We start from the raw sequence: 21661 nt of genomic DNA on the forward strand, positions 1-21661 counted from the left end.
GGAGCGCACGGCCAACACTGTGCGCTCCGGCCGGCCGGTGCCGAGTACCGGCTCTCGTACGGCAGGCGCGAAATCGATATCGTCGCCACCATGATCGATACCGACGCCATCCCATCCGGCTCATCCTCCTGGCGCGCCGGCCGTAGCGCGGCCTGGGCCGCGCTTGCGGGCGCGTGGGCCGCGCTGTGCCTGTCGCTGCCGCGATTGGGCTATGCGCTGCTGGACGAACCGGTACGCCGGCAAGCGCTCGCGCTGATGGACATGCCCGGCCGGGCCGTGGCGCGGTTGCTTTCGCTGTCCGCATGGCCGCCCTGGCTGACGCTGGCGCTGAGCGCCTTCGTCGCAGTCGCGGCCCTGGCCTTGGTTTGGCTGCTGGTGCTGCACTGGCTCGATCGCGATGAAGCTGCGCGCGCCTCGCTGCGCTGGTGCCTGCGTACCTTGCCGATGCTGGTGCTGTGGATCCTGGGGCTGGCGGCCGTGCTCGGGGTGGCGATGCTGTTGTCGATGCTCCTGCACACCGATGACCTCTTGGCCATCCTGCTGCTGCCCATTGCTTACATGTTGTCCTTCCCGCTGTTTTGTCTGCGCCGCGACATCATCGCGCGCGCAGCGCCGCCGCTGGCCTGGCGACCCGGTTGGCCCGGGTGGCCGGTGATCGGCGCGGCCATAGCCTGCGGCTTTCTGGCGGCCATGGCCATGCACGCCGAGGCGGCCTTGGTATCGGCATTGCCGGCCTTGGACTGGCCGGCAGCGCTGGTCGGCTGGTTGCTGCAATCGGTCGTGCTGACGGTCGGGGTACTGCTGTGGTTGCGGCATACGCGCTGGGCGCGGATGCCGGCGAACCTGCGCGACGCGCTGCGCTGGGTCCGTCTGCGGCGCGGGTTCGCGGTGCAGTGGCTGGTCGCGGGCCTGCTCGTGTTCGTCCTCGCGCCGCCGCTGCTCGCCGTCGCTTTGGACGCGACCTTCTTTCTTCCCTCGATCGCACATATGCTCGACACGCATCTGGTCGCCCGGCCCAGCGCCTTTACGGCCTGGGCCTGGTTCGGCGACGCGATAATGCAATATTGGTGGAGCGTCCTGGGCCTGCTGGTCCCATGGCTGGTCTTGGTCGCCAGCGCGCGCAGCCTGATGCAGGTCGAAAACGCAGCCGCCGCGCAGACCAATGCGGATAGCGCGGTGCTAGCATCGCCCGCGATCCGGAAAGAATCGCCATGAAGAACCGTCTGTTCCGCTGCGCGCTCAGCGCTCTGTTGCTTCCCGCCTTGGCCATCGCCCAGGACGGTCGCGCCGCCAAGCCCGGCTACCAGGAGCAGATCGCGCTGCGCAACTTCACCACCTCGCTGATGCGCGAGGCCATCGTCGCCGAGTGTCGCGCCAAGGGCTATGCCGGCATCGATCAGCTGCAGACGGCTTACTTGCAATGGCGCACGCCGCGCGAAGTCTCCATCGCCACCGGACAGGTCGCCGCGCTCACTCGCTACCCGGACCTGGGCGGCAGCGCCGCCGCGCAGCGCAGCAACTTCCGCAAGCAGTTCGACAAAAGCCTGAAGCCGGGCATCGAGGCCAATCCCGCCGAGGCCTGTTCGGCGGCGCTGTCGACCTTCATCAGCGGCCTGCCGATTCCGTTCAGCGGCGACACCCGCACCTCGCAGGAGCTGCGCTTCGACATCTACAAGCAGGCCATCGTGGCCGGCAGCGCGGCCAACGGCTGCCCGGAGTTCGACAGCATCGAAGGCAGCGTGCTGGAAACCGCCAAGGCCGGCACCGGCGCCACCGAGCGCTGGCTGCTCAAGGGCTGCGGCACCCAGATCGCGCTGACGGTCAAGCACCAGCCCGCGGCCAACGGCGGTTCCGACTTCGTCATCTCGGTCGCGCCCACCGCCCAGCCCTGAGCCGTACCGCGCCGGGCGCTTCGCCGGGCGGCGTCGAGCGCGCGCACGCGGCCCGGTAGAATGCGCGCCATGAGCGATTTCGAACGAGTACGCGACTATCTCACCGGCCTGCAGGACCGCATCTGCGCCGCCATCGAACAGGCCGACGGCGGCGCGCGCTTCGTCGAGGACGTCTGGCAACGCGCCGAGGGCGGCGGCGGACGCACCCGCATCCTGCGCGGCGGCAAGGTGTTCGAACAGGCCGGGATCGGCTTCTCCGACGTCTCCGGCACCCAACTGCCGCCGTCGGCGACCGCGGCGCGCCCGGAACTGGCCGGCGCGTCCTGGCGCGCGGTCGGGGTGTCGCTGGTGTTCCACCCGCACAACCCCTACCTGCCCACCACCCACGCCAACGTGCGCCACTTCCGCGCGGTGCGCGACGGCGAAACCGTGGCCTGGTGGTTCGGCGGCGGCTTCGACCTGACCCCGTTCTATCCCTTCGACGAAGACGTGCAGCACTGGCACCGCACCGCGCAGGCGCTGTGCGCGCCCTACGGCGAACAGCGCTACCCCGCGCACAAGCGCTGGTGCGACGAATACTTCTTCCTCAAGCACCGCAACGAGACCCGCGGCGTCGGCGGCCTGTTCTTCGACGACCTGCACGAGGACTTCGAGCGCGACTTCGCCTATCAGCGCGCGGTCGGCGACGGTTTCCTCGACGCCTACCTGCCCCTGGTCGAGCGCCGCCGCGACACGCCCTACGGCGACCGCGAGCGCCAGTTCCAGCTCTATCGGCGCGGCCGCTACGTCGAATTCAACCTGGTCCTGGACCGCGGCACCCTGTTCGGCCTGCAGTCGGGCGGGCGCACCGAGTCGATCCTGATGAGCCTGCCGCCGCTGGTGCGCTGGGAGTACGGCTACGCGCCGGAGCCGGACAGCGCCGAGGCGCGCCTGGCGCAGTACCTGGTGCCGCGCGACTGGCTTTGAAGCAGGAGCGAGCGTAGAGGAGTGAGAAGAGAGCGAAAGCCGCCCTTACTCACTGCTCACTCCTCTACGCTCGCTTCTCGCTCTTCACCGCGGCGGCGCGTGCCCCTTCTCGCGACTCAAAATCGTGATGTGGCCATTGGTTTCCAGCATCGCCAGGCCGATCTCGTCGACCTCGGCGCAGTCGTTCTCGCGCATGGCCTTGTGGAAATCGGCGCGGCTGACCAGTTCGCGCCGCAATACCTCGCGGTAGACGTGGCCGTCGCGCGCCAGCACCACCGGCACGCCTTCCAGCGCGCGTTCGAAGCGATCGCTGCGCGAGGTCAGGTAGCCGACGCCCCAGTTCAACAGCATCAGCGTCGCGGCCAGGATCAGGCCGCCGCCGACGGTGGTGTCGGTGCCCAGCAGCGCGTTCTGTACCGCGTTGCCCAGCAGCACGATCAGCAGCATGTCGAACGAGGTGAACTGCCCCATCGTGCGCTTGCCCGACAGACGGATCATCGCCAGCAGCACGAAGTAGACGACGCAGGCGCGCAGTACGTATTGCCACCACGGCATCGACAGATCGAAGGCGTCGGACATGGAGGCGGCTCCTGCTGGGCGATGGCGTTGGCGGGGATTGTGGCCGGTCCGCGTGCGCAACGCGTATGGCCCGCGCGCGGACCGGGGCCGGCGACATGCACGACCGCGGGCAAGGCGCGACGCGGTCGGCGCCGGCCATCGGATCGCATGCGGGGCGCCGCGGTTCTGACGGCACAAATAAAAAGCCCCGCAGGCAGGGGGGGCCGGCGGGGCTGGTGGAGCGGGACCTGGGGAGGGGCCTTCGCTCCGGGATCACTCCAGGGGAGGGAGAGATCAGCGACAGACGTTGCATCTGTCGCGACCTATATGACCACCTGGCACATGGATAGTTCGTGAAGATCGAAGTTAATAATTTGTTGGATTCAGGACCGATTCATTCTGCCAAACCCAGCAACGACGGGCTTTCCCGATTATTAATGCGCTTCGTCCCAATTATCACCGACCCCGCTGTCGACGACGAGCGGCACCTTTAGTTCGGCTGCCCCGGACATCATCGCCCCGGCCTGGGCGAGCAGGGTGTCCACGAACCCGGCCTGGACCTCGAATACCAGTTCGTCGTGCACCTGCAGGATCATCCGGGCCTGACCGCCCTGCCCGGCCAGCCAGGCGTCGATGGCGATCATGGCGCGCTTGATGATGTCGGCGGCGGTGCCCTGCATGGGCGCGTTGATCGCGGCGCGCTCGGCGCCCGCGCGCAGGCCCTGGTTGGAGGCCTTGATGTTCTCCAGGTACAGGCGACGGCCGAATACGGTCTCGACGTAGCCCCGCTCGCGCGCGTCCTGGCGGGTGCGCTCCATGAAGTCGCGCACGCCGGGGTAGCGGCTGAAGTAGAGCGCGATGTAATCCTGGGCCTCGCCACGGCCGATGCCGAGCTGGCGCGCCAGGCCGAACGCGCTCATGCCGTACATCAGGCCGAAGTTGATCGCCTTGGCGGCGCGGCGCTCGTTGCCGCTGACCTCGTCCATGGCCTTGCCGAACACTTCCGCGGCGGTGGCGCGGTGGATGTCGGCGCCGGACGCGAACGCGCGCAGCAGGCCCTCGTCCTCGGACAGGTGGGCCATGATCCGCAGCTCGATCTGCGAATAGTCGCAGGCCACCAGCTTGCAGCCCGCCGGCGCGACGAAGGCGCGGCGGATGCGGCGGCCGTCCTCGGTGCGGATCGGAATGTTCTGCAGGTTGGGATCGCTGGAGGCCAGGCGCCCGGTCGCGGCGCCGGCCTGGTGGTAGCTGGTGTGGACGCGGCCGGTGTCGGGATTGACGATCTCCGACAGCTTGTCGGTGTAGGTGCTGCGCAGCTTGGCCAGGCCGCGGTACTCCAGGATGATGCGCGGCAGCTCGTGCTGGTCGGCGATCGCCTCCAGCGCTTCCTCGTTGGTGCTGGGCTGGCCGGTGGGCGTCTTGATCAGCGCCGGCAGCTTGAGCTCGTCGAACAGCAGCGCCTGCAGCTGCTTGGGCGAATCCAGGTTGAAGGTGCGCCCGGCCAGCTCGGTGGCCTTCTGCTGGGCCGCGAGCATGCGCTTGCCCAAGTCCTGCGACTGCCGGCGCAGCTCGTCGGCGTCGATCATCACGCCGTTGGCCTCGATGCGCTCCAGCACCGGCACCAGCGGGATCTCGATCTCGCGGTAGACGCGCTCCAGCGCCGGCTCGGCCGCGAGCTTGGGGCCCAGCACGCGGTGCAGGCGCAGGGTCACGTCGGCGTCCTCGGCGGCGTAGCGGGTGGCGTCGTCCAGGGCGACCTGCGAGAACGAGATCGCCTTGGCGCCCTTGCCGGTCACGTCCGAGTACTTGATGGTGTCGTAGCCCAGGTAACGCTTGGCCAGCGAATCCATGTCGTGGCGGCTGCCGGTGGCGTTGTAGACGAAGCTCTCCAGCATGGTGTCGTCGGCGTAACCGGCCACCTCGACGCCGTGGCGGCGCAGCACGTGCAGATCGTACTTGCCGTGCTGGCCCAGCTTGCGCCGGGCCGGATCGGCGAACACCGGGCGCAGCGCGCCCAACACCGCGTCCATGGCCAGCTGCGCCGGCACGCCCGGGTAGTCGTGGCCCAGCGGGATGTACCAGGCGCGGCCGGGTTCGACCGCGAAGCTCAGGCCGACCAGGCGCGCGCGCATCGGATCCAGCGAATCGGTCTCGCAGTCGAAAGCGAACTCCTGCGAGTTCTGCAGGGCCGCGACCAGGGCTTGCAGTTGCGCCGGCTCGACCACCGTCTCGTACTCGCCCTTGGCCGCCAGCGCGGCGTCGGGCGCTTCGGCGGGCGCGGACGAGCGCGCGTGGCCGGCCGCGGTGGCGCGCAGGCCGGCGCGGTCGGCGGCAAGTTCGTTGTCGGCGTTGCCGGTGGCGCCCTCGAGCTCGCGCAGCGCCTGTTTGAAGCCGTAGCGCGCGTACAGCCGGCGCAGGTCCTCGGCGTGGCGCTCGCGCAGCGCCAGCTCGGTCGGGCCGCGCTCCAGGCCCACGTCGGTCTTGATCGTGGCCAGCTGGCGGTTCAGCGGCAGCCGCGCCAGCGCCGCGCGCAGGTTCTCGCCGATCTTGCCCTTGATCTGATCGGCATGCGCGATCACGCCGTCCAGGCTGTCGTACTCGGCCAGCCACTTGGCCGCGGTCTTGGGGCCGCACTTCTCGACCCCGGGGATGTTGTCGACGCTGTCGCCCATCAGCGACAGCAGGTCGATGACCTGGTTCGGACGCACGCCGAACTTGGCGATCACGCTGTCGTCGGAGTCCATGCGGCTGCCGGTCATGGTGTTGACCAGGGCCACGCCCGGGCGCACCAGCTGAGCGAAGTCCTTATCGCCGGTGGAGATGGTGACGTCGATGCCGTCGCCGGCGGCGCGCAGCGCCAGGGTGCCGATCACGTCGTCGGCCTCGACGCCGTCGATGCGCAGGATCGGAATGCCCAGCGCCTCGACGATCTCGCACATCGGCAGCACCTGCGCGCGCAGATCCTCTGGCATCGGCGGGCGATTGGCCTTGTACTGCGGGTCCAGATCGTCGCGGAAGGTCTTGCCGGGCGCGTCGACCACGAAGGCCACGTAGTCCGGGCGTTCGTTCAAGGTCGCGCGCAACATGTTGACCACGCCGAACAGCGCGCCGGTGGGTTCGCCCGCGTCGTTGCTCAGCGGCGGCAACGCATGGAAGGCACGGTAGAGATAGCTGGAGCCATCGATCAGGACGAGTCGTTTCATGCCCCGGATTCTACGCCGGCCGGTCGCGCCTGCCGCGAATGCGGAGGCTGGGGTCGGAAAGCAGCGCGGAAATCCTCGCTTCGTGGCGATTCGGATTGCATCCCACAACCCCGGCCTCCTCCGGAAGGCCGCCCCCGTAACTTAAGCGGGCTCTTGTTCCGCTGCTTCGATGCGGCCGCTTCACAGCGGGCGGGGGTATTCTGAGGGCCTGGATTCCGGAGAACCGCCATGCGCACCCTCACCGCATCGCTCGCCCTGCTGCTGCTCGCTCCCCTGGCCGGCTGCGCCACGATGGGCGGCGGCGACCCCACCGCCGACCTCAGCAACCCCGAGGTCACCCGCCGCGCCACCCCCGACGGCGACAACGTCGAGGAATACCGCGTCGCCGGCCAGCTGCGCGTAGTCAAGATCACGCCGCTGCGCGGACCGGTCTATTACCTGGTCGACAGCGACGGCGACGGCACCCTGGACAGCAGCAAGGGCGAGGGTCCGATCTCGCCGGTGCAGTACAAGCTGTTCAGCTGGTAAGCACGGCGGCCCCATGTCCGGACATGACATCCGCATCCTCAGCGGCGAAGACGAACTGCGCGCGATCTGGCCGCTGGTGTCGCAGCTGCGCCCGGAGTTCGACGAAGCGCGCTTCCTCGCCCAGATCCAACGCCAGATCGCCCAGGGCTGCCGCGTCACGGTGCTGTTCGACGACGGCGGCGCGCCGCGCGCGTTCGCGTGCTGGCGGGTGATGGAGATGCTGGCGGTCGGCCTGCACGTCTACATCGACGACCTGGTCACCGACCAGACCGTGCGCAGCCGCGGCTACGGCAAGGCCATGCTGGATTGGCTCAAGGCCGAGGCGCTGCGCCTGGGCTGCGCGCGCCTGCAGTTGGATTCGGGCACTCAGCGCCGCGACGCGCATGCGTTCTATCTGCGCGAAGGCCTGCGCATCGAAGCCTTTCATTTCGGGATCGCGCTGGGCGAGTAGCCGGCGCGGCGATGCGGTTCGCCGCGTTCATCGCATCCCATGGCCTGGCGTTTCCGGGCCTGCGTGGCTCCACGGCGCGCGCCTAGCTCAAGCCGATTGCAAGTTGGCTGGGCGCGATCGCCGCGCTCGGCGGCGGCGCGCAACGCGTTAGCGCGCGCATGCGCCCGCGCGGCTGCCGTTCGTCGCCGCATTGGCGCCGATCTGCGACAGCGCGCACAAACGACTTTGCCGAAACAGTGATTTCGGCGCACGCGCCCGCGTTAAATCTAGGCGCCGGCGTGGAATCGCTCGCGCCGGTCCGGCCTTGAAGGCCGGTTCCGATGCTCAACATGGAGGTTCATCGATGCTTAGTCTGAAGCCGCGCAGCCTGTCTGCGCTGATCGCCCTTGCGCTGATCGCACCGGCCGCCAATGCGGCCCCCACCTGTCCCGCCAACGTCCTCGCCCAGCCGAAGACCAATCAGCTGTACGTGCTGTATCCCACCGTCACCACGCCGTTCCCGTCGATCGGCCCGTCCACCTCGGCGGCGCCGTTCAACGTCGCCGACCTGGACCCGGTGGTGGGCAGCACCACGACGCTGCGCAATCGCATCACCGATTTCATCGTCGACGATTACTGCGAGTTCAACGTCAAGATCAATCCGGTCACCGCGCTGCCCAGCCCGACGGAACCGCGCTGGCAGATCGTGGCGGTCGGCTCCGACACCGCCGGCAGCCTGTTCGGCCAGGCCCAGGCCGTGGATACCAACGACGCCGACCCGCAGGACTACGCGCGCGTGTGGGCCAAATCCTTCAAGGACACCTACGGCGCCGCCGGCCAGCCGCTCAACGGCATCGGCTCCACCCTGGAGCGCTGGTCCACCGCGATCGGCACCACCACCTCGCACGAAGCCGCGCACAACTACGGCGCCGCGCACGGTCACTCCGCGCCACGACCGACCGAGGACGCGCAGAACTGGCACATCATGGCGACCGGCTCGACCGGCCTGACCGGCGAGATGCGGGCCGCGCGCAATCGCCATTTCAGCGATACCGAGTACGAAATCCTGGGCCACAACGTCGGTCTCAACACCAAGACCCTGCACAACTGGGACTTCGTCAATCCCAACAACACCAACGCCAACAAGATGCGCATCAAGCTGCTCAGCACCAGCAACAGCTTGAGCATCAACTGGTGGTACAACGGCTCGGAAAGCCCCTGGCAGAACCCGACGGTGACCTACACCGGCGGCACCCAGAACTTCCAGGGCAACGTCTACTACGTGCACAACCTGGACTTCGTCACCGCCAAGCCCTGGAGCGGGCCGACCGCGGGCGTGGTGATGCCGGCCGCGCCGTTCCATACCGGCGCCAGCTTCGCCGGCAGCGCCAGCGTGATCGTGTTCGACGTGCAGTTGTTCAACGGCGCCACCCTGTTGCCGCTGGCGCCGCGCCTGGCCGGCTACGACGCCGGCGACATCGACGTCGCCAGCGGCGCGTTCAATCTGAACTTCTTCAACACCAACCCCGCCGCGGGCGCGCTGGAGTTGTCGGAGGTGCAGATCTTCCGTTCGCCGCGCATGCTGGATATCTCGGCGATGATGCGCGACGGCCGCCCGGTCGACGTGCGCGGGCAACCGGTGGAGTTCCACTCCAGCAGCATCATCCGCAAGCAGATCGTGGCCGACCGCCTGCAGATCCCGCTGGGCAAGCTCACCGATCCGCGCACCGTGGACATCGTCTACAAGCCCGAGGACTGCCCGCAAGGCGCCAAGGGCGCGTCCAGGCAGGGGCCCGGCGACCATGCCAGCGGCGAGATCAAGTATTGCCACAAGGGCAACGCGCTGAGCCTGTTCCCGAACACCTACACCTACCTGGTCGCGAACGTGATCCAGCCCAATGCGACCTATTGGGATCCGCGTCTGCGCAAGTTCGTGCAGGGGCCGCAGCAGAACACCATCTACTACCAGGTGGGCGGCGTGGTGCCGGACCTCAACCGCAACGGCCAGGACGATCTGATCGACATCCGCACCGGCGTGTCCAAGGACGAGGACCGCAACGGCGTTCCGGACGACGCCAGGCCGGCGCAGTGATGCTTTGAAGCGCTAGTTTCATCGTCGATGCGCCGGGCTAGGGCCCGGCGCATCGCATCTGGCTCAAGCGGGTTGCAGGTTGGCGTAGGCCAGCACCAGCCATTTGCTGCCGGCGTCGTCGAAGTTGATCTGCACGCGCGCGTGCGCGCCGCTGCCTTCGTAGTCGGTCACGGTGCCGACGCCGAAACTGGCGTGGCGCACCTGCGCGCCCAGCTTGACCGGCGGCGCTTCGATCGCGACGTGGCCGTAGTCGCGGCGCGGCTGGTTGCCGAACACCGGCCGCGAGACCTGCACCTTGGGCCGCACCTCGTGCAGCAGCGACGGCGGGATCTCGCGCAGGAAGCGCGAGGGCACCCCGTACATGTCCATGCCGTGGATGCGCCGGGTCTCGGCGTAGCTGAGCACCAGCTTCTGACGCGCGCGGGTGATGCCCACGTAGGCCAGGCGGCGCTCCTCTTCCAGGCGTCCGGACTCCTCGGTGGAACGGTTGCTGGGAAACAGGCCCTCTTCCAGGCCGCCCAGGAACACCAGCGGAAATTCCAGGCCCTTGGCGCTGTGCAGGGTCATCAGCTGCACGCCGTCGTCGCCGGCCTGGGCCTGACCTTCGCCGGCCTCCAGCGCGGCGTAGCTGAGGAAGGCGATCAGCTCCGGCATGGCCGCGGCGTCGTCTTCGTCGCTGCGGGTGAAGCGCGAGGCCACCGAGACCAGTTCGTCCAGGTTGTCGGTGCGCGAATCGAGTTGGCCGCGCGATTCGTTGGCGTAGTGCTCGCGCAGGCCCGAGCGCTGCAGGACGTGATCGATCTTCTCCGGCAGCGGCATCGACACCAGCTCGGCTTCAAGCTCGTCGATCAGCTTGACGAAGCCGGCCAGCGCGTTGCGCGCGCGCGCGGCCAGCAGGCTCTCGCCGGCCATCCAGCGCGCGGCCACCCACAGCGGCGCGCCGTCGGCGCGCGCGCGCTTGCGCACTTCGTCCAGGGTGCGTTCGCCGATGCCGCGCGTGGGCGTGTTGACCGCGCGTTCGAAGGCGGCGTCGTCGGCGCGGTTGGCGACCAGCCGCAGATAAGCCAGGGTGTCCTTGATCTCGGCGCGCTCGAAGAAGCGCTGGCCGCCGTAGACGCGGTAAGGCACCTGTTCGGACAGCAAGGCTTCTTCGTAGGCGCGAGACTGCGCGTTGCTGCGATAGAGGATGGCGACGTCGCCGTGGCTGCCGCCGTCGCGCACCCACTGGCGCAGGCGCTCGACCACGAAGCGGGCCTCGTCCATTTCGTTGTAGGCCGCGTACAGATCGATCGGCTCGCCCTGGCCGGTGTCGGTCCACAGCTTCTTGCCCAGGCGGTCCGGGTTGTGCGCGATCACCGCGTTGGCGGCTTCCAGGATGTTGGCGCTGGAGCGGTAGTTCTGCTCCAGGCGGATGGTCTGGGCGCCGGGGAAATCGCGCAGGAAGCGCTGCACGTTTTCGACCTTGGCGCCGCGCCAGCCGTAGATGGCCTGGTCGTCGTCGCCGACCACGAACACGCGGCCGCTGTCGCCGGCCAGCACGCGCACGAAGGCGTACTGGATGGCGTTGGTGTCCTGGAACTCGTCGACCAGGATCTCGCGGAAGCGGTGGCGGTAGTGCGCCAGCAGGGCCGGGTTGTCGCGCAGCAGTTCGTGCGCGCGCAGCAGCAACTCGGCGAAGTCGACCAGACCGGCGCGCTCGCAGCGTTCCTGGTAGGCCTCGTAGGCGCGCCGCATCGCGTCGGCCCAGGGATCGGCGGCCGGCTGGATGTGCTCGGGGCGGCGGCCTTCGTCCTTCTGGGCGTTGATCCACCAGGCGATCTGGCGCGGCGGGAAACGCGCCTCGTCCAGTTCCAGCGACTGCACCACGCGCTTGACCAGGCGCAGCTGGTCGTCGCTGTCCAGGACCTGGAAGCCTTCCGGCAGCTTGGCGTCCTGCCAGTGCAGGCGCAGCAGGCGGTGGGCCAGGCCGTGGAAGGTGCCGATCCACATGCCGCGCGCGCCGTTGCGCAGCTGCAGCTCGACGCGGTTGCGCATCTCGCCGGCGGCCTTGTTGGTGAAGGTGACCGCGAGGATGCCGTGGGTGGGCACGCCGAAGACTTCGTTGAGCCAGGCGATGCGGTGGGTGAGGACGCGGGTTTTGCCCGAGCCGGCGCCGGCCAGGACCAGATAGTGGCCGGGGGCGGCCGATACGGCTTCGCGTTGAGCGGGATTGAGTGCGTCGAGCAGGTGCGATACGTCCATCGTCGTATTGTAGCGGCCGCACCCGCGGGAACCTTGCTCGGGCCTGGATATCCAATGCGCATGCGCCTCATGCCCTGTCTGCTGCTGACCGTCTGCGCTCTGGCCCTGGCCAGCCCGCCCGCGCGCGCCGACGACGACGCGGGCGTCGCGCGCACCCTGCGCAGCGGCGGCGGCAATGCGCTGCAGGTACGCGTGGAGGGCGTGGCCGACCCGGAACGCGCGGCCTTGCTGCAAGCCTGGGTCGCCGAATGCGCGGACGCGGCCCTGACCGCGTTCGGGCGCTACCCGCTGCGCACGGCGCAGGTGCGGGTGCGCGAGATCGACAGCCGCGACCCCAGCCCGGTGCCTTGGGGCCAGACCCGGCGCGGCGATGGCGTGGCGGTGCTGCTGTTCGTGCGCCGCGACGCCAGCCTGGCCCAGCTGCGCGCCGACTGGACCGCGGTGCACGAGTTGTCGCACCTGTTTCATCCCTATCTGGGCCGCGAGGGCCGCTGGATGGCCGAAGGCCTGGCCAGCTATTACCAGAACGTGTTGCGCGCGCGTGCGGGCCTGCTCAGCCAGGACCAGGCCTGGCGCGCGCTGGACGCCGGTTTCGGCCGCGGCCGTCGGCTCGGCCCAGGCCCCGCCCTGGCCGAATTGGGGCGCGGCGGGACCATGCGCGTGTATTGGGCCGGCGCGGCGTATTGGCTGGAAGCGGACCTGGCCCTGCGCCGCGAGCGCGGACTGGACCTGGACACGGTGCTGTCGCGCTACGCCCGCTGTTGTCTGGACGCGACCGCGGACGACATGGATGCGGTATCGCCGCAGGACTTCGCGGCCGAGTTGGATCGCCTGGGCGGCGACGGCGTGTTCGCGCGGCTGTACCGGCGCTATGCGCGTTCGCGCGAGTTTCCGGATCTGAGCGCGACCTACGCCGCGTTGGGCCTGGAGCCAGATGGCGGCAGCGGACTGGGCTATTCGCCGCGCGCCGATGCGCAAAAATTGCGCACTGCGATCATGGGTCCACGCGCGCACGACGCGGCGCCTTGAACGCATCGACCCGGTTCGGCGCATGGGCGCGACCGGTCCCGCCGAGGCCTGGATACCAGATGATAGATTGCGACGGTGACGCGTTAGGCCATGGAATCGGCAGAGACGCCGCTGGCTGCCGGTACCCACCACTCGCATAGCGGCATCGGACAAGGAGTCTTACAGATGCACAAGATCTTGTTAGGCGCGACGATCGCGCTGATCGGCCTGGGAATGAGCTCCAGCGCGAACGCGTGGCCGCCGCCGACCGACACCTGCAACGCCTCCAACGCGGGTGCGCAAACCGCCACTCAGTTCGGTTCAGGCTACATCGTCTGGGAATGCGACGGCAGCCAGTGGAATTTCATGCTGCAGTACGTCTGCGACTGGAACGGCAACAACTGCATACCGCTCTGATCCCGGGCGCCGGACGCAGAGGCGAGCGCCTCTGCGTCTTCCATCCCGTCGCGCGCCTCTAGAAGCGCCCGACAGGCTCAGTGCGCCGGCTTGGCCTTGGGCGCGTGCGCCATCAGCTTGTCGGTCATCGCGATGCCGATCGCCGAGACGATGAAGACCATGTGGATGATGGTCTGCCACATCACGCCGGTCGAGGTCGAGGTGGTGCACTTGGCCACCACGTCCTTCATGCCGGCGGCGACCGCGTCGGCGGCCGCACGGCTGGCGTTGATCGCCTCCAGCGTGTTGCACATCGGCAGGCCCAGGTCGCCTGCGGCGATGAAGGTCTTGAGCAGGTGGATCGAGGAGATGCCGATGATCGCCATCGCCAGCTTGACCTTGAGCACCGAGGCGTTGACGTGGCTCAGCCACTCCGGCTGGTCCGGGTGCCCTTCCAGGCGCAGGCGCGAAACGAAGGTTTCGTAGCCGCCGACGATCACCATCACCAGCAGGTTGGAGATCATCACCACGTCGATCAGGCCCAGCACGATCAGCATGATCCCCTGCTCGTTCAGGGTGTTGGCGCCGTGGATCAGGTGCCACAGTTCCTTGATGAACAAGAACACGTAGACGCCTTGGGCGACGATCAGGCCCAGGTACAACGGCAGCTGCAGCCAGCGCGAGCTGAAGATCAGCGCGGGCAGCGGATTGAGGCGTTCGGTACGCTCGACGGTCATGCGAGGGCCTGGCGGGCTGGTGTCAAAGGTCGTCCAGGGTAACGGCGCGCCCATGACCGCGCCAAGTCGGCGGCTGAACGAAGCGCGCCGCTTCAGGGCCCGCGCGGCCGGAACGCGGCGTTCCCCGCCGGCCGGGACCGCCGCCCGGCGCTGCGCTTACACTCGCCCTTCGTCCCCGCTCGGCCCGCCCATGATCGACCTGTACTACTGGCCCACGCCCAACGGCCACAAGATCACCCTGTTGTTGGAAGAAGCGGGGCTGGACTACCGCATCCGCCCGGTCGACATCGGCGCCGGCGACCAGTTCAAGCCCGAATTCCTGGCGATTTCGCCCAACAACCGCATGCCCGCGATCGTCGACCACGCGCCCGCGGACGGCGGCGCGCCGATCAGCGTGTTCGAGTCCGGCGCGATCCTGCATTACCTGGCCGCCAAGATCGGCACATACCTGCCCGCCGAACCGCGCGGCCGGGTCGAGGTCGACGAGTGGCTGTTCTGGCAGGTCGGCGGCTACGGCCCCATGCTGGGTCAGAACCATCACTTCAACCGCTACGCGCCGGACAAGATTCCCTACGCGATCGAACGCTACGAGCGCGAGACCCAGCGCCTGTACGGCGTGCTCGACCGCCGCCTGGCCGGGCGCGAGTACATCGCCGGCGACGCCCTCAGCATCGCCGATTTCGCCTGCCACCCCTGGGCGCATGCGCATGCCTGGCACTACATCGACCTGGCCGACTATCCCCAGGTCCAGCGCTGGCACGACGCCCTCGCCGCCCGCCCCGCGTTCCAGCGCGCGTATGCGTTGGAGCAAACCTACCGCCCGTCTCGCGAGATGACCGACGAGGCGCGCAAACACCTGTTCGGAACCCCGGCCCGCACCGCATGAACACTCCCTTCGCCCGCCGCGGCCTCGCCGCCTGCCTGTTGCTCGCCATGTCGCTCACCGCCATCCCCGCGCTATCGCAGAACGCTCCCGAAAAACTCACGCTGGAAGCCCTGGCCGGCGACGCCCCGCTGTCGGGCCCCAGCCTGACCAAGCCGCGCATCGCGCCCGACGGCAGCCGGGTCGGCTTCCTGCGCGGCAAGGAGCGCGACAAGAACCGCCTGGACCTGTGGGCCTACGACATCGCCAGCGGCAAATCCAAGCTGCTGGTCGATTCCGACGACGTGCTGCCGGGCGCGGAAGTGCTCAGCGACGCCGAGAAGGCGCGCCGCGAGCGCCAGCGCATCGCCGCGCTGTCGGGGATCGTCGATTACCAGTGGTCGCCCGACGCCAAGACCCTGCTGTTCCCGCTCGGCGGCGAGCTCTACCTCTACGACCTGAGCAAGACCGGCAAGGCCGCGGTGCGCAAGCTCACCCATGGCGAAGGTTTCGCCACCGACCCCAAGCTCTCGCCCAAGGGCGGTTACGTGAGTTTCGTGCGCGACCGCAACCTGTGGGTGATCGACCTGGCCGACGGCAAGGCCACCCAGCTGACCCGCGACGGCAGCGACACGATCGGCAACGGCATCGCCGAGTTCGTCGCCGACGAGGAAATGGACCGCCACACCGGCTACTGGTGGGCGCCGGACGATTCGGCGATCGCGTTCGCGCGCATCGACGAAAGCCCGGTGCCGGTGCAGAAGCGCTACGAGGTCTATCCCGACCGCACCGACGTGGTCGAACAGCGCTATCCGGCCGCGGGCGACCGCAACGTGCTGATCCAGCTGGGCGTGATCGCGCCCAGCGGCGGCGCTGCGCGCTGGGTGGACCTGGGCAAGAACCCCGACATCTACCTGGCCCGCGTCGACTGGCGCGATCCGCGGCACCTGACTTTCCAGCGCCAATCGCGCGATCAGCACCTGCTGGAACTGATCGAAGCCGACCTGGACAGCGGTAAGCAGCGCACCCTGGCGAGCGAGCGCGCCCAGACCTGGGTGCCGCTCAACAACGATCTGCATTTCCTCCAGGACGGCCGCATCCTGTGGAACAGCGAGCGCAGCGGCTATGAGCACCTTTATCTGCTGTCCGCCGACGGCCGCAAGGCCACCGCGCTGACCTCGGGCGACTGGCCGGTGGACAGCGTGCTGGCGGTGGACGAGGACGCCGGCCAGGTCTACTTCGCCGCCGGCAAGGACTCGCCGCTGGACGTGCAGATCTACCGCGTGGCCCTGAGCGGCGGCGCGATCGAACGCCTGTCCAAGACCGACGGCATCCACAGCGCCAGCTTCGCCCGCAACGCCAGCGTCTATGTCGACAACTGGTCCAACCCGCTGACTCCGCCGCAGTTGGAGCTGTACCGCAACGACGGCAGCCGCATCGCCGCGCTGATCGACAACGATCCCGCCGACGCCAAGCATCCCTATGCGCGCTACCGCCAGGCCCATCGCGAAATCGAGTTCGGCAGCCTGACCGCGGCCGACGGCAAGACCCGACTGCAATACAGCGTGCTCAAGCCCAGCGGCTTCGACCCGGCCAAGCGCTATCCGGTGGTGGTCAACGTCTACGGCGGTCCGGCCGCGCAGACGGTCAAGCGCACCTGGGCGCCCGACTTCAACCAGTACCTGGCCCAGCACGGCTATGTGGTGTTCTCGATCGACAACCGCGGCACGCCGCGCCGCGGCGCGGCCTTCGGCGGCGCGCTGTACGCCAAGCAGGGCACGGTGGAAGTCGCCGACCAGCTCAAGGGCGTGGCCTGGCTGAAGTCGCAGCCCTGGGTGGACGGCGAACGCATCGGCGTCTACGGCTGGTCCAACGGCGGCTACATGACCCTGATGCTGCTGGCCAAGGCCAGCGATGCCTACGCCTGCGGCGTCGCCGGCGCGCCGGTCACCGACTGGGCGCTGTACGACAGTCACTACACCGAGCGCTACATGGGCTTGCCCGACCAGAACGTCGCCGGCTATCGCGAAGCGCGCGTGCTCGAGCACATCGACGGGCTGAAGTCGCCGCTGCTGCTGATCCACGGCATGGCCGACGACAACGTGCTGTTCAGCAATTCCACCGTGCTGATGAGCGCGCTGCAGCAACGCGGCCAGCCCTTCGAACTGATGACCTACCCCGGCGCCAAACACGGCCTCAAGGGCAAGGACAATCTGCACCGGATGCGCATCACCGAAAACTTCTTCGCGCGCTGTCTGAAGCCGTGATCGCGGCCGCGCTACGCGCCTGGCGCGGGCCGCTGAGCGCGGCGGCCCTGCTGGCCTGCGCCGTCGCCCAGGCGCAGGCGCCGACGCTGGGGGCGAGCGAGTCGCAGGCGCGCGCACTGATCCAGGCGCGCCTGGTCGCCTCGCCTTACAAGATGTCCGAGCGCGCGCGCAGCGGCCGCATCCGTTACGCACTCGCGTTCGAGCCCGCCCTGGTCTGGCCCTGGCCGGCCACCGGCGAACAACGCGTGCGCGTGCGCGATGCCGCCGCCGCGACCGCGCTGATCGACGTCTGCGCCGACTGCGGCGATGAAGCGGCGCCCGACCCGGCCGAACTGCGACGCTATCTCGCGCCCAACGCCTGGATCGACAGCGACCAGCGCAGCGTGCGTGCGTTCGCACGCCAGCACGCGCGCGGCCAGGGCGTCGAACGCCGTATGCAATCGCTGGTCAAGGCCGTGCAGCAGCACATGAACGGCCCTATCGCTTACCGCGATTATCTCAGCGCCTCGCAGGCGCTGGCCTCGCGCGGCGGCGACTGCACCGAGTTCGCCGTGCTGCTGGCCGCGCTAGGGCGCGCGCAAGGCATCCCGACCCGCGTCGCCTACGGCGTCGCGTACGCCAGCCGCTTCACCGGCCAAAGCCATGTGTTCGGTCCGCACGTGTGGGTGCAGGCCTGGGACGGCCGGCGCTGGATCAGCTACGACGCCGGCCTGGGCCGTTTCGACAGCGGCCATATCGCCTTGCGCATCGGCGACGGCCTGCCCGAGGACGGCGCCGGCGTGTTGGCGGCGATCGGCCGCCTCAAGGTGATCGAAGCCAGCGGCGTGATCGAAGACGCGCGCTGAGCGCGGCATTCAACGCTCGGGGCGCGCGACGCTCTCGTCGTCGAGATCGGCCAACGCCGAAGCGCCATCCAGATGGGCGGCATCGCGCATCGGCAGTTCGGGCAAGTCGCTGTCGTCGACCCATTGCGCGTCTTGCGGATCGCTGACGCCACCGCCGGTGATGATGACGAAATCGAGCTCGGTCGACTCGCATTCGACGGCGTCGGCGGCCGGCAGCAAAGGCGTGGCGGCGACCGGCGTGGCGGCGGGCTCGGTCGCGGCCGGCGCCAACAGCGACGGCGGATCGGCCGCGAACGCGCCGCCCGACACCAGGGTCGCGGCGATCGCGAGGCCGAAACCGGCGCCGCGGCGTGCGGGCGCCGGCCTGGGCACCCGGTAGGACACGCAGATCGGCCCGGAGGCGGCCTGCAGCAAGGCGCGTCGCTCCGCCTCGCTCAAGCCGTCCAGGGCGTGCACCTGGGTCTTGCAGTGGCCGCAATAGCCGTTCAAGCGGCGCAGTTCGTCGATGCCGAGCGGACAAGGCTGGTCGATCTTGGGTACCAGGGCCATGGCGAGCGTTCCTGCGAGGATGGGATACCGTCGTTAACGGCTAACGCGTGGAATCGGGGTTTGCGTTGGGTTCAACGGCGCCGGCGCGATCTGGCCCGGCCATCCCGTCGTCCAGCGCGGTGGCCTCGCGCATCGGCAGTTCGGGCAGGTCGCTGTCGTCGACCCAGTGCGCGTCGGCCGGGTCGTTGACCCCGCCCACCATTTCGATTCTCTCGATACTCGTGACCTCAGCCTCATCGGCGCAGTCCTTCGTCTCGTCCTGCGGCACCAGCAACACCGGCGGCCCCTTCACGGGCGAGATCAGCGACGTAGGCGAGTCGGCGGCGAACGCGCCGCTCGAGACCAGGGTCGCCGCGATCGCGATACCGAAGCCCGCGCTGCGCCGGGTCGCACGCGGGCGTTCGGCGCGGTAGGCCACGCAGATCGGCCCGTCGGCGGCGCTCAGCAGCGCACGCCGTTCGCCATCGCTCAAGGCATCCAGGCGATGCACCTGCTTGTCGCAGCGCCCGCAATGCCCGTCCAGCCGGCGTTGCTCGTCGATCCCCAACGGACACGGCGAGTCGATCTTCGGTACCTGAGCCATGGCATCCCCCTCTTTTCCTGCGTTTTACCACGGCGCCAGCGCCCCGGCGCACCGCCTTGGCGCGAAGCCCGCGACTGCGGATACTGCGTCCATACGCACTAGGGAACGCCCGCATGTCCATCGCTCCGCCGCCCCTGCCCAAGCGCGATTGGGCGCAACGCAACCGCCTGTGGTTCCTGCCCTTGCTGGTGGTGCTGGGGCTGTCCCTGGTCGGCGGCGCGATGTTCGGCATCTTCTCGATGGTGCGCGGCCAGATGACCTCCCACCCCGCCTATGTCGAGTCGATGGCGCGGGCGCGCGCGAATCCGCAGGTGGTCGCCGCGTTGGGCCAGCCGATCGAGGCCGGTTGGTTCGTCATGGGCAACGTCAGCACCAACAACGGCCGCGGCCATGCCTTCCTGGAGATCCCGCTGACCGGTCCCAAGCAGCAGGCCAAGCTGTCGGTGGCCGCCCGCAATCAGGGCGAGGGCTCGGGCTGGGAGTACGCCAACATGACGGTGCGCCTGGGCAATGGCGAGGAAATCTCCCTGCTTACGGCCCCGCCGGCCACCTTCAGCGAGCCTTCGGACGATCCGGACGGCACCTGACTCAGGCTCGTGACCTACGGCGCATGCCCGCGCCGCGGTCTGGGCCTATGGTCGGCGGACCTCCCACCGGCCCTCCGTCGCCCATGAAGACCCTCGCTCTCGCGATTTCCCTGGCGCTGCTCGCGCCGACCGCCGCGCAGGCAGCCGCCAAACCCGCCGCTGCCGCCACCAAGCCGGTACCGGCCTGGGTCACCACCAGCAACGGCTACGCCCAGATCCTGCTCAAGGCGCAAGGCGAGTTCGCGCCGGAGCAGATGTCGTTCTTCGGCGTGCCCGGCTTCGACGAGCGCGTCGCCGACCTCAAGCCCGACACCGGCGCGCGCTACCGCGCCACCATCGCCAAGGCGCGCGACGAACTGCGCGGCAAGCTCCAGCTCGAGCGCAACCCGGACGTGCGCCAGGACCTGGAGATCATGATCGCCGCCGCCGACCAGAGCATCGCCGGCAGCGAGCTCAACGAACGCCTGACCCTGCCGTGGAACGACGCCCCGCAGATGGTGTTCCAGGGCATGCAGGGCCTGCTGTCCGACCAGACCCCGCCGGAGCGTCGCGCACGCGCGCTGGCGCGCCTGAAGAACTACGTCGGCCAGGGCGCCGATGCCACGCCGATCACCGTGCTCGCGCGCCAGCGCTACGAAGAGCGCGCGACCGATGCCGCCAAGCTGCGTCCGACCAAGCTTGAGGTCGAACAGGCCCTGGGTAACGTCGAGACCTACGCGGCCGGCATCCGCAAGCTGTTCGAGAAGTACAAGATCGCCGACGCCGAGCCGGCACTGAAGGCGATGGAGCAGCAATTCAAGGATTACGCGACCTGGGCGCGCGCCACGGTGCTGCCGCAGGCGCGCACCGACAACCGCCTGCCGCCGGAGCTATACGCATTCGGGCTCAAGCAGTACGGCATCGACGTCGACCCGCAGCTGCTGATCCGCCGCGCCCAGGTCGAGTTCATGGAAACCCGCGCGGCGATGCGCCAGCTCGCGCCGCTGGTCGCCCAGGCCAAGGGCATCACCGGCATCGACAGCCACGACTACGTCGCCGTCATCAATGCGCTGAAGAAGAACAGCATCCCCAACGATCAGTTGGAAGCGCGCTACCGCACGGTGATCGACGCGATCGATCCGATCATCCGCAAGGAGAAGATCGTCGACGTGCCGCAGCGCCCGATGGTGATGCGTCTGGGCAGCGAGGCCGAATCGGCGGCGCAGCCGGCGCCGCACTTCCTGCCGGCGCCGCTGATCGGCAACACCGGCCAGCAGGGCCAGTTCGTATTGCCGATCGCCGTTCCGAATCCCGACGGCAGCACCCTGCACTACGACGATTTCAACTTCGACTCCGTTGCCTGGACCCTGTCGGCGCACGAAGGCCGCCCCGGCCACGAACTGCAGTTCACCGCCATGGTCGAACGCGGCATCTCGCTGGCGCGCACCATGTTCGCGTTCAACTCGGTCAACGTCGAAGGCTGGGCGCTGTACGCCGAAGCCGAGATGGTGCCGTACGAGCCGTTGGACGGCCAGCTGATCGCGCTGCAGTTCCGCCTGATGCGCGCCGCGCGCGCGATGCTGGACCCCATGCTCAACCTGGGCCTGACAGACCGCGAAAGCGCGGGCAAGGTGCTGCGCGAGCAGGTCGGCCTGTCGCCGGCGATGACCAAGCAGGAACTGGACCGCTACACCTTCAACGCACCCGGTCAGGCCGGCAGCTACTTCTACGGCTACAGCCGCATCCTCGAGCTGCGCATGGAAACCGAGCTGGCGCTGGGCGACAAGTTCGACCGCCTGGCGTTCAACAACTTCCTGCTCGACCAGGGCCTGCTGCCGCCGGACCAGCTGGCCAAGGCGGTGCGCGAGAACTTCGTGCCGGCGCAACGCAAGCGCTGATCGGCCGCGATGCGCAGGCCGCGGGAGCCCGTCTCCCGCG

The 21661-nt window shown here is 68.9% G+C and carries 19 protein-coding genes; 13 read left to right on the top strand and 6 right to left on the bottom strand.

The genetic code is table 11. The features are described from left to right. Positions 1 to 90: 90 nt before the first annotated feature. The 3 genes from ASE35_RS14940 (at position 91) to hemF (ending at position 2858) form a co-directional block, all read left to right on the top strand. Positions 91 to 1215: a hypothetical protein gene (locus tag ASE35_RS14940; RefSeq protein ID WP_057164353.1), complete on the top strand. Its 1125-nt coding sequence runs from the start codon at positions 91 to 93 to the stop codon at positions 1213 to 1215. Further along, positions 1212 to 1892 (top strand): hypothetical protein, encoded by a 681-nt coding sequence (locus ASE35_RS14945; protein WP_057160128.1) that lies wholly within the window; start codon positions 1212 to 1214, stop codon positions 1890 to 1892. Before ASE35_RS14940 ends, ASE35_RS14945 begins: the two co-directional genes overlap by 4 nt. A 69-nt stretch (positions 1893 to 1961) precedes the next feature. Then, positions 1962 to 2858, top strand: a complete 897-nt coding sequence (hemF, locus tag ASE35_RS14950) for an oxygen-dependent coproporphyrinogen oxidase (protein WP_057164354.1) — start codon at positions 1962 to 1964, stop codon at positions 2856 to 2858. An 84-nt stretch (positions 2859 to 2942) separates the two neighbouring features. On the opposite strand, the gene ASE35_RS14955 is transcribed toward hemF, so the two are convergent. Together ASE35_RS14955 and polA are read right to left on the bottom strand one after the other, a co-directional pair. Further along, entirely contained in the window at positions 2943 to 3437 is a 495-nt protein-coding gene (locus ASE35_RS14955; RefSeq protein WP_056177841.1) for a YetF domain-containing protein, read from the bottom strand. 413 nt (positions 3438 to 3850) lie between these two features. After that, positions 3851 to 6619, bottom strand: a complete 2769-nt coding sequence (gene polA / locus ASE35_RS14960) for a DNA polymerase I (protein WP_056177839.1) — start codon at positions 6617 to 6619, stop codon at positions 3851 to 3853. A gap of 228 nt (positions 6620 to 6847) precedes the next feature. On the opposite strand from polA, the gene ASE35_RS14965 reads away from it, so the two are divergent. From ASE35_RS14965 to ASE35_RS14975, 3 genes are all read left to right on the top strand, one after another. Continuing rightward, positions 6848 to 7147: a DUF2782 domain-containing protein gene (locus ASE35_RS14965; protein ID WP_056177837.1), complete on the top strand. Its 300-nt coding sequence runs from the start codon at positions 6848 to 6850 to the stop codon at positions 7145 to 7147. A 13-nt stretch (positions 7148 to 7160) separates the two neighbouring features. Next, positions 7161 to 7598 carry a GNAT family N-acetyltransferase gene (locus ASE35_RS14970; protein WP_057164355.1) on the top strand — a complete coding sequence of 146 codons (438 nt, stop codon included), beginning with the start codon at positions 7161 to 7163 and terminating at the stop codon, positions 7596 to 7598. A 343-nt stretch (positions 7599 to 7941) separates the two neighbouring features. Continuing rightward, the gene (locus ASE35_RS14975) at positions 7942 to 9669 is read left to right on the top strand and encodes a hypothetical protein (protein WP_057164356.1); all 1728 of its coding nucleotides are present in this window, start codon (positions 7942 to 7944) and stop codon (positions 9667 to 9669) included. A gap of 63 nt (positions 9670 to 9732) precedes the next feature. Here ASE35_RS14975 and uvrD read toward each other — a convergent pair whose 3' ends face one another. Beyond that, positions 9733 to 11910 carry a DNA helicase II gene (uvrD, locus tag ASE35_RS14980; RefSeq protein WP_057164357.1) on the bottom strand — a complete coding sequence of 726 codons (2178 nt, stop codon included), beginning with the start codon at positions 11908 to 11910 and terminating at the stop codon, positions 9733 to 9735. A gap of 54 nt (positions 11911 to 11964) precedes the next feature. Between uvrD and ASE35_RS14985 the strand changes: the two genes are divergently transcribed. After that, the gene (locus tag ASE35_RS14985; RefSeq protein WP_057164358.1) at positions 11965 to 12939 is read left to right on the top strand and encodes a hypothetical protein; all 975 of its coding nucleotides are present in this window, start codon (positions 11965 to 11967) and stop codon (positions 12937 to 12939) included. A gap of 165 nt (positions 12940 to 13104) precedes the next feature. Beyond that, a complete protein-coding gene (locus ASE35_RS14990) occupies positions 13105 to 13335 on the top strand; it encodes a hypothetical protein (protein ID WP_056177826.1) in 231 nt (76 codons plus the stop codon). 77 nt (positions 13336 to 13412) lie between these two features. Here ASE35_RS14990 and ASE35_RS14995 read toward each other — a convergent pair whose 3' ends face one another. Then, the gene (locus tag ASE35_RS14995; protein WP_056177824.1) at positions 13413 to 14051 is read right to left on the bottom strand and encodes a TIGR00645 family protein; all 639 of its coding nucleotides are present in this window, start codon (positions 14049 to 14051) and stop codon (positions 13413 to 13415) included. A 190-nt stretch (positions 14052 to 14241) separates the two neighbouring features. On the opposite strand from ASE35_RS14995, the gene ASE35_RS15000 reads away from it, so the two are divergent. From ASE35_RS15000 to ASE35_RS21775, 3 genes are read left to right on the top strand one after another with little or no spacing between them, the layout of a single operon-like run. Then, positions 14242 to 14937, top strand: coding sequence for a glutathione S-transferase N-terminal domain-containing protein (locus tag ASE35_RS15000; RefSeq protein ID WP_056177823.1), 696 nt, complete (start codon positions 14242 to 14244; stop codon positions 14935 to 14937). A 47-nt stretch (positions 14938 to 14984) separates the two neighbouring features. Next, the gene (locus tag ASE35_RS15005) at positions 14985 to 17180 is read left to right on the top strand and encodes a S9 family peptidase (RefSeq protein WP_057164537.1); all 2196 of its coding nucleotides are present in this window, start codon (positions 14985 to 14987) and stop codon (positions 17178 to 17180) included. Continuing rightward, positions 17177 to 18025, top strand: coding sequence for a transglutaminase-like domain-containing protein (locus tag ASE35_RS21775; protein WP_056177821.1), 849 nt, complete (start codon positions 17177 to 17179; stop codon positions 18023 to 18025). The genes ASE35_RS15005 and ASE35_RS21775 overlap by 4 nt, the downstream gene beginning before the upstream one ends. A 9-nt stretch (positions 18026 to 18034) precedes the next feature. Here ASE35_RS21775 and ASE35_RS15015 read toward each other — a convergent pair whose 3' ends face one another. Together ASE35_RS15015 and ASE35_RS15020 are read right to left on the bottom strand one after the other, a co-directional pair. After that, positions 18035 to 18574 (bottom strand): hypothetical protein, encoded by a 540-nt coding sequence (locus tag ASE35_RS15015; protein WP_057164359.1) that lies wholly within the window; start codon positions 18572 to 18574, stop codon positions 18035 to 18037. Positions 18575 to 18614: 40 nt separating this feature from the next. Further along, complete coding sequence (locus ASE35_RS15020) at positions 18615 to 19157, bottom strand: hypothetical protein (RefSeq protein ID WP_157489502.1); 543 nt, start codon at positions 19155 to 19157, stop codon at positions 18615 to 18617. Positions 19158 to 19270: 113 nt separating this feature from the next. Between ASE35_RS15020 and ASE35_RS15025 the strand changes: the two genes are divergently transcribed. Beyond that, entirely contained in the window at positions 19271 to 19744 is a 474-nt protein-coding gene (locus tag ASE35_RS15025; protein WP_057164361.1) for a cytochrome c oxidase assembly factor Coa1 family protein, read from the top strand. An 83-nt stretch (positions 19745 to 19827) separates the two neighbouring features. Beyond that, the gene (locus ASE35_RS15030; RefSeq protein ID WP_057164362.1) at positions 19828 to 21621 is read left to right on the top strand and encodes a DUF885 domain-containing protein; all 1794 of its coding nucleotides are present in this window, start codon (positions 19828 to 19830) and stop codon (positions 21619 to 21621) included. Positions 21622 to 21661 lie beyond the last annotated feature (40 nt).

The organism is Lysobacter sp. Root916 (assembly GCF_001429785.1).
GTDB lineage: Bacteria > Pseudomonadota > Gammaproteobacteria > Xanthomonadales > Xanthomonadaceae > Lysobacter.

Excerpts from the sequence above, each read along its gene's own strand:
- ASE35_RS14940 (WP_057164353.1), top strand. The coding sequence starts at position 91 with ATGATCGATACCGACGCCATCCCATCCGGCTCATCCTCCTGGCGCGCC.
- ASE35_RS14945 (WP_057160128.1), top strand. The coding sequence starts at position 1,212 with ATGAAGAACCGTCTGTTCCGCTGCGCGCTCAGCGCTCTGTTGCTTCCC.
- hemF (WP_057164354.1), top strand. The coding sequence starts at position 1,962 with ATGAGCGATTTCGAACGAGTACGCGACTATCTCACCGGCCTGCAGGAC.
- ASE35_RS14955 (WP_056177841.1), bottom strand. The coding sequence starts at position 3,437 with ATGTCCGACGCCTTCGATCTGTCGATGCCGTGGTGGCAATACGTACTG.
- polA (WP_056177839.1), bottom strand. The coding sequence starts at position 6,619 with ATGAAACGACTCGTCCTGATCGATGGCTCCAGCTATCTCTACCGTGCC.
- ASE35_RS14965 (WP_056177837.1), top strand. The coding sequence starts at position 6,848 with ATGCGCACCCTCACCGCATCGCTCGCCCTGCTGCTGCTCGCTCCCCTG.
- ASE35_RS14970 (WP_057164355.1), top strand. The coding sequence starts at position 7,161 with ATGTCCGGACATGACATCCGCATCCTCAGCGGCGAAGACGAACTGCGC.
- ASE35_RS14975 (WP_057164356.1), top strand. The coding sequence starts at position 7,942 with ATGCTTAGTCTGAAGCCGCGCAGCCTGTCTGCGCTGATCGCCCTTGCG.
- uvrD (WP_057164357.1), bottom strand. The coding sequence starts at position 11,910 with ATGGACGTATCGCACCTGCTCGACGCACTCAATCCCGCTCAACGCGAA.
- ASE35_RS14985 (WP_057164358.1), top strand. The coding sequence starts at position 11,965 with ATGCGCATGCGCCTCATGCCCTGTCTGCTGCTGACCGTCTGCGCTCTG.
- ASE35_RS14990 (WP_056177826.1), top strand. The coding sequence starts at position 13,105 with ATGCACAAGATCTTGTTAGGCGCGACGATCGCGCTGATCGGCCTGGGA.
- ASE35_RS14995 (WP_056177824.1), bottom strand. The coding sequence starts at position 14,051 with ATGACCGTCGAGCGTACCGAACGCCTCAATCCGCTGCCCGCGCTGATC.
- ASE35_RS15000 (WP_056177823.1), top strand. The coding sequence starts at position 14,242 with ATGATCGACCTGTACTACTGGCCCACGCCCAACGGCCACAAGATCACC.
- ASE35_RS15005 (WP_057164537.1), top strand. The coding sequence starts at position 14,985 with ATGTCGCTCACCGCCATCCCCGCGCTATCGCAGAACGCTCCCGAAAAA.
- ASE35_RS15015 (WP_057164359.1), bottom strand. The coding sequence starts at position 18,574 with ATGGCCCTGGTACCCAAGATCGACCAGCCTTGTCCGCTCGGCATCGAC.
- ASE35_RS15020 (WP_157489502.1), bottom strand. The coding sequence starts at position 19,157 with ATGGCTCAGGTACCGAAGATCGACTCGCCGTGTCCGTTGGGGATCGAC.
- ASE35_RS15025 (WP_057164361.1), top strand. The coding sequence starts at position 19,271 with ATGTCCATCGCTCCGCCGCCCCTGCCCAAGCGCGATTGGGCGCAACGC.
- ASE35_RS15030 (WP_057164362.1), top strand. The coding sequence starts at position 19,828 with ATGAAGACCCTCGCTCTCGCGATTTCCCTGGCGCTGCTCGCGCCGACC.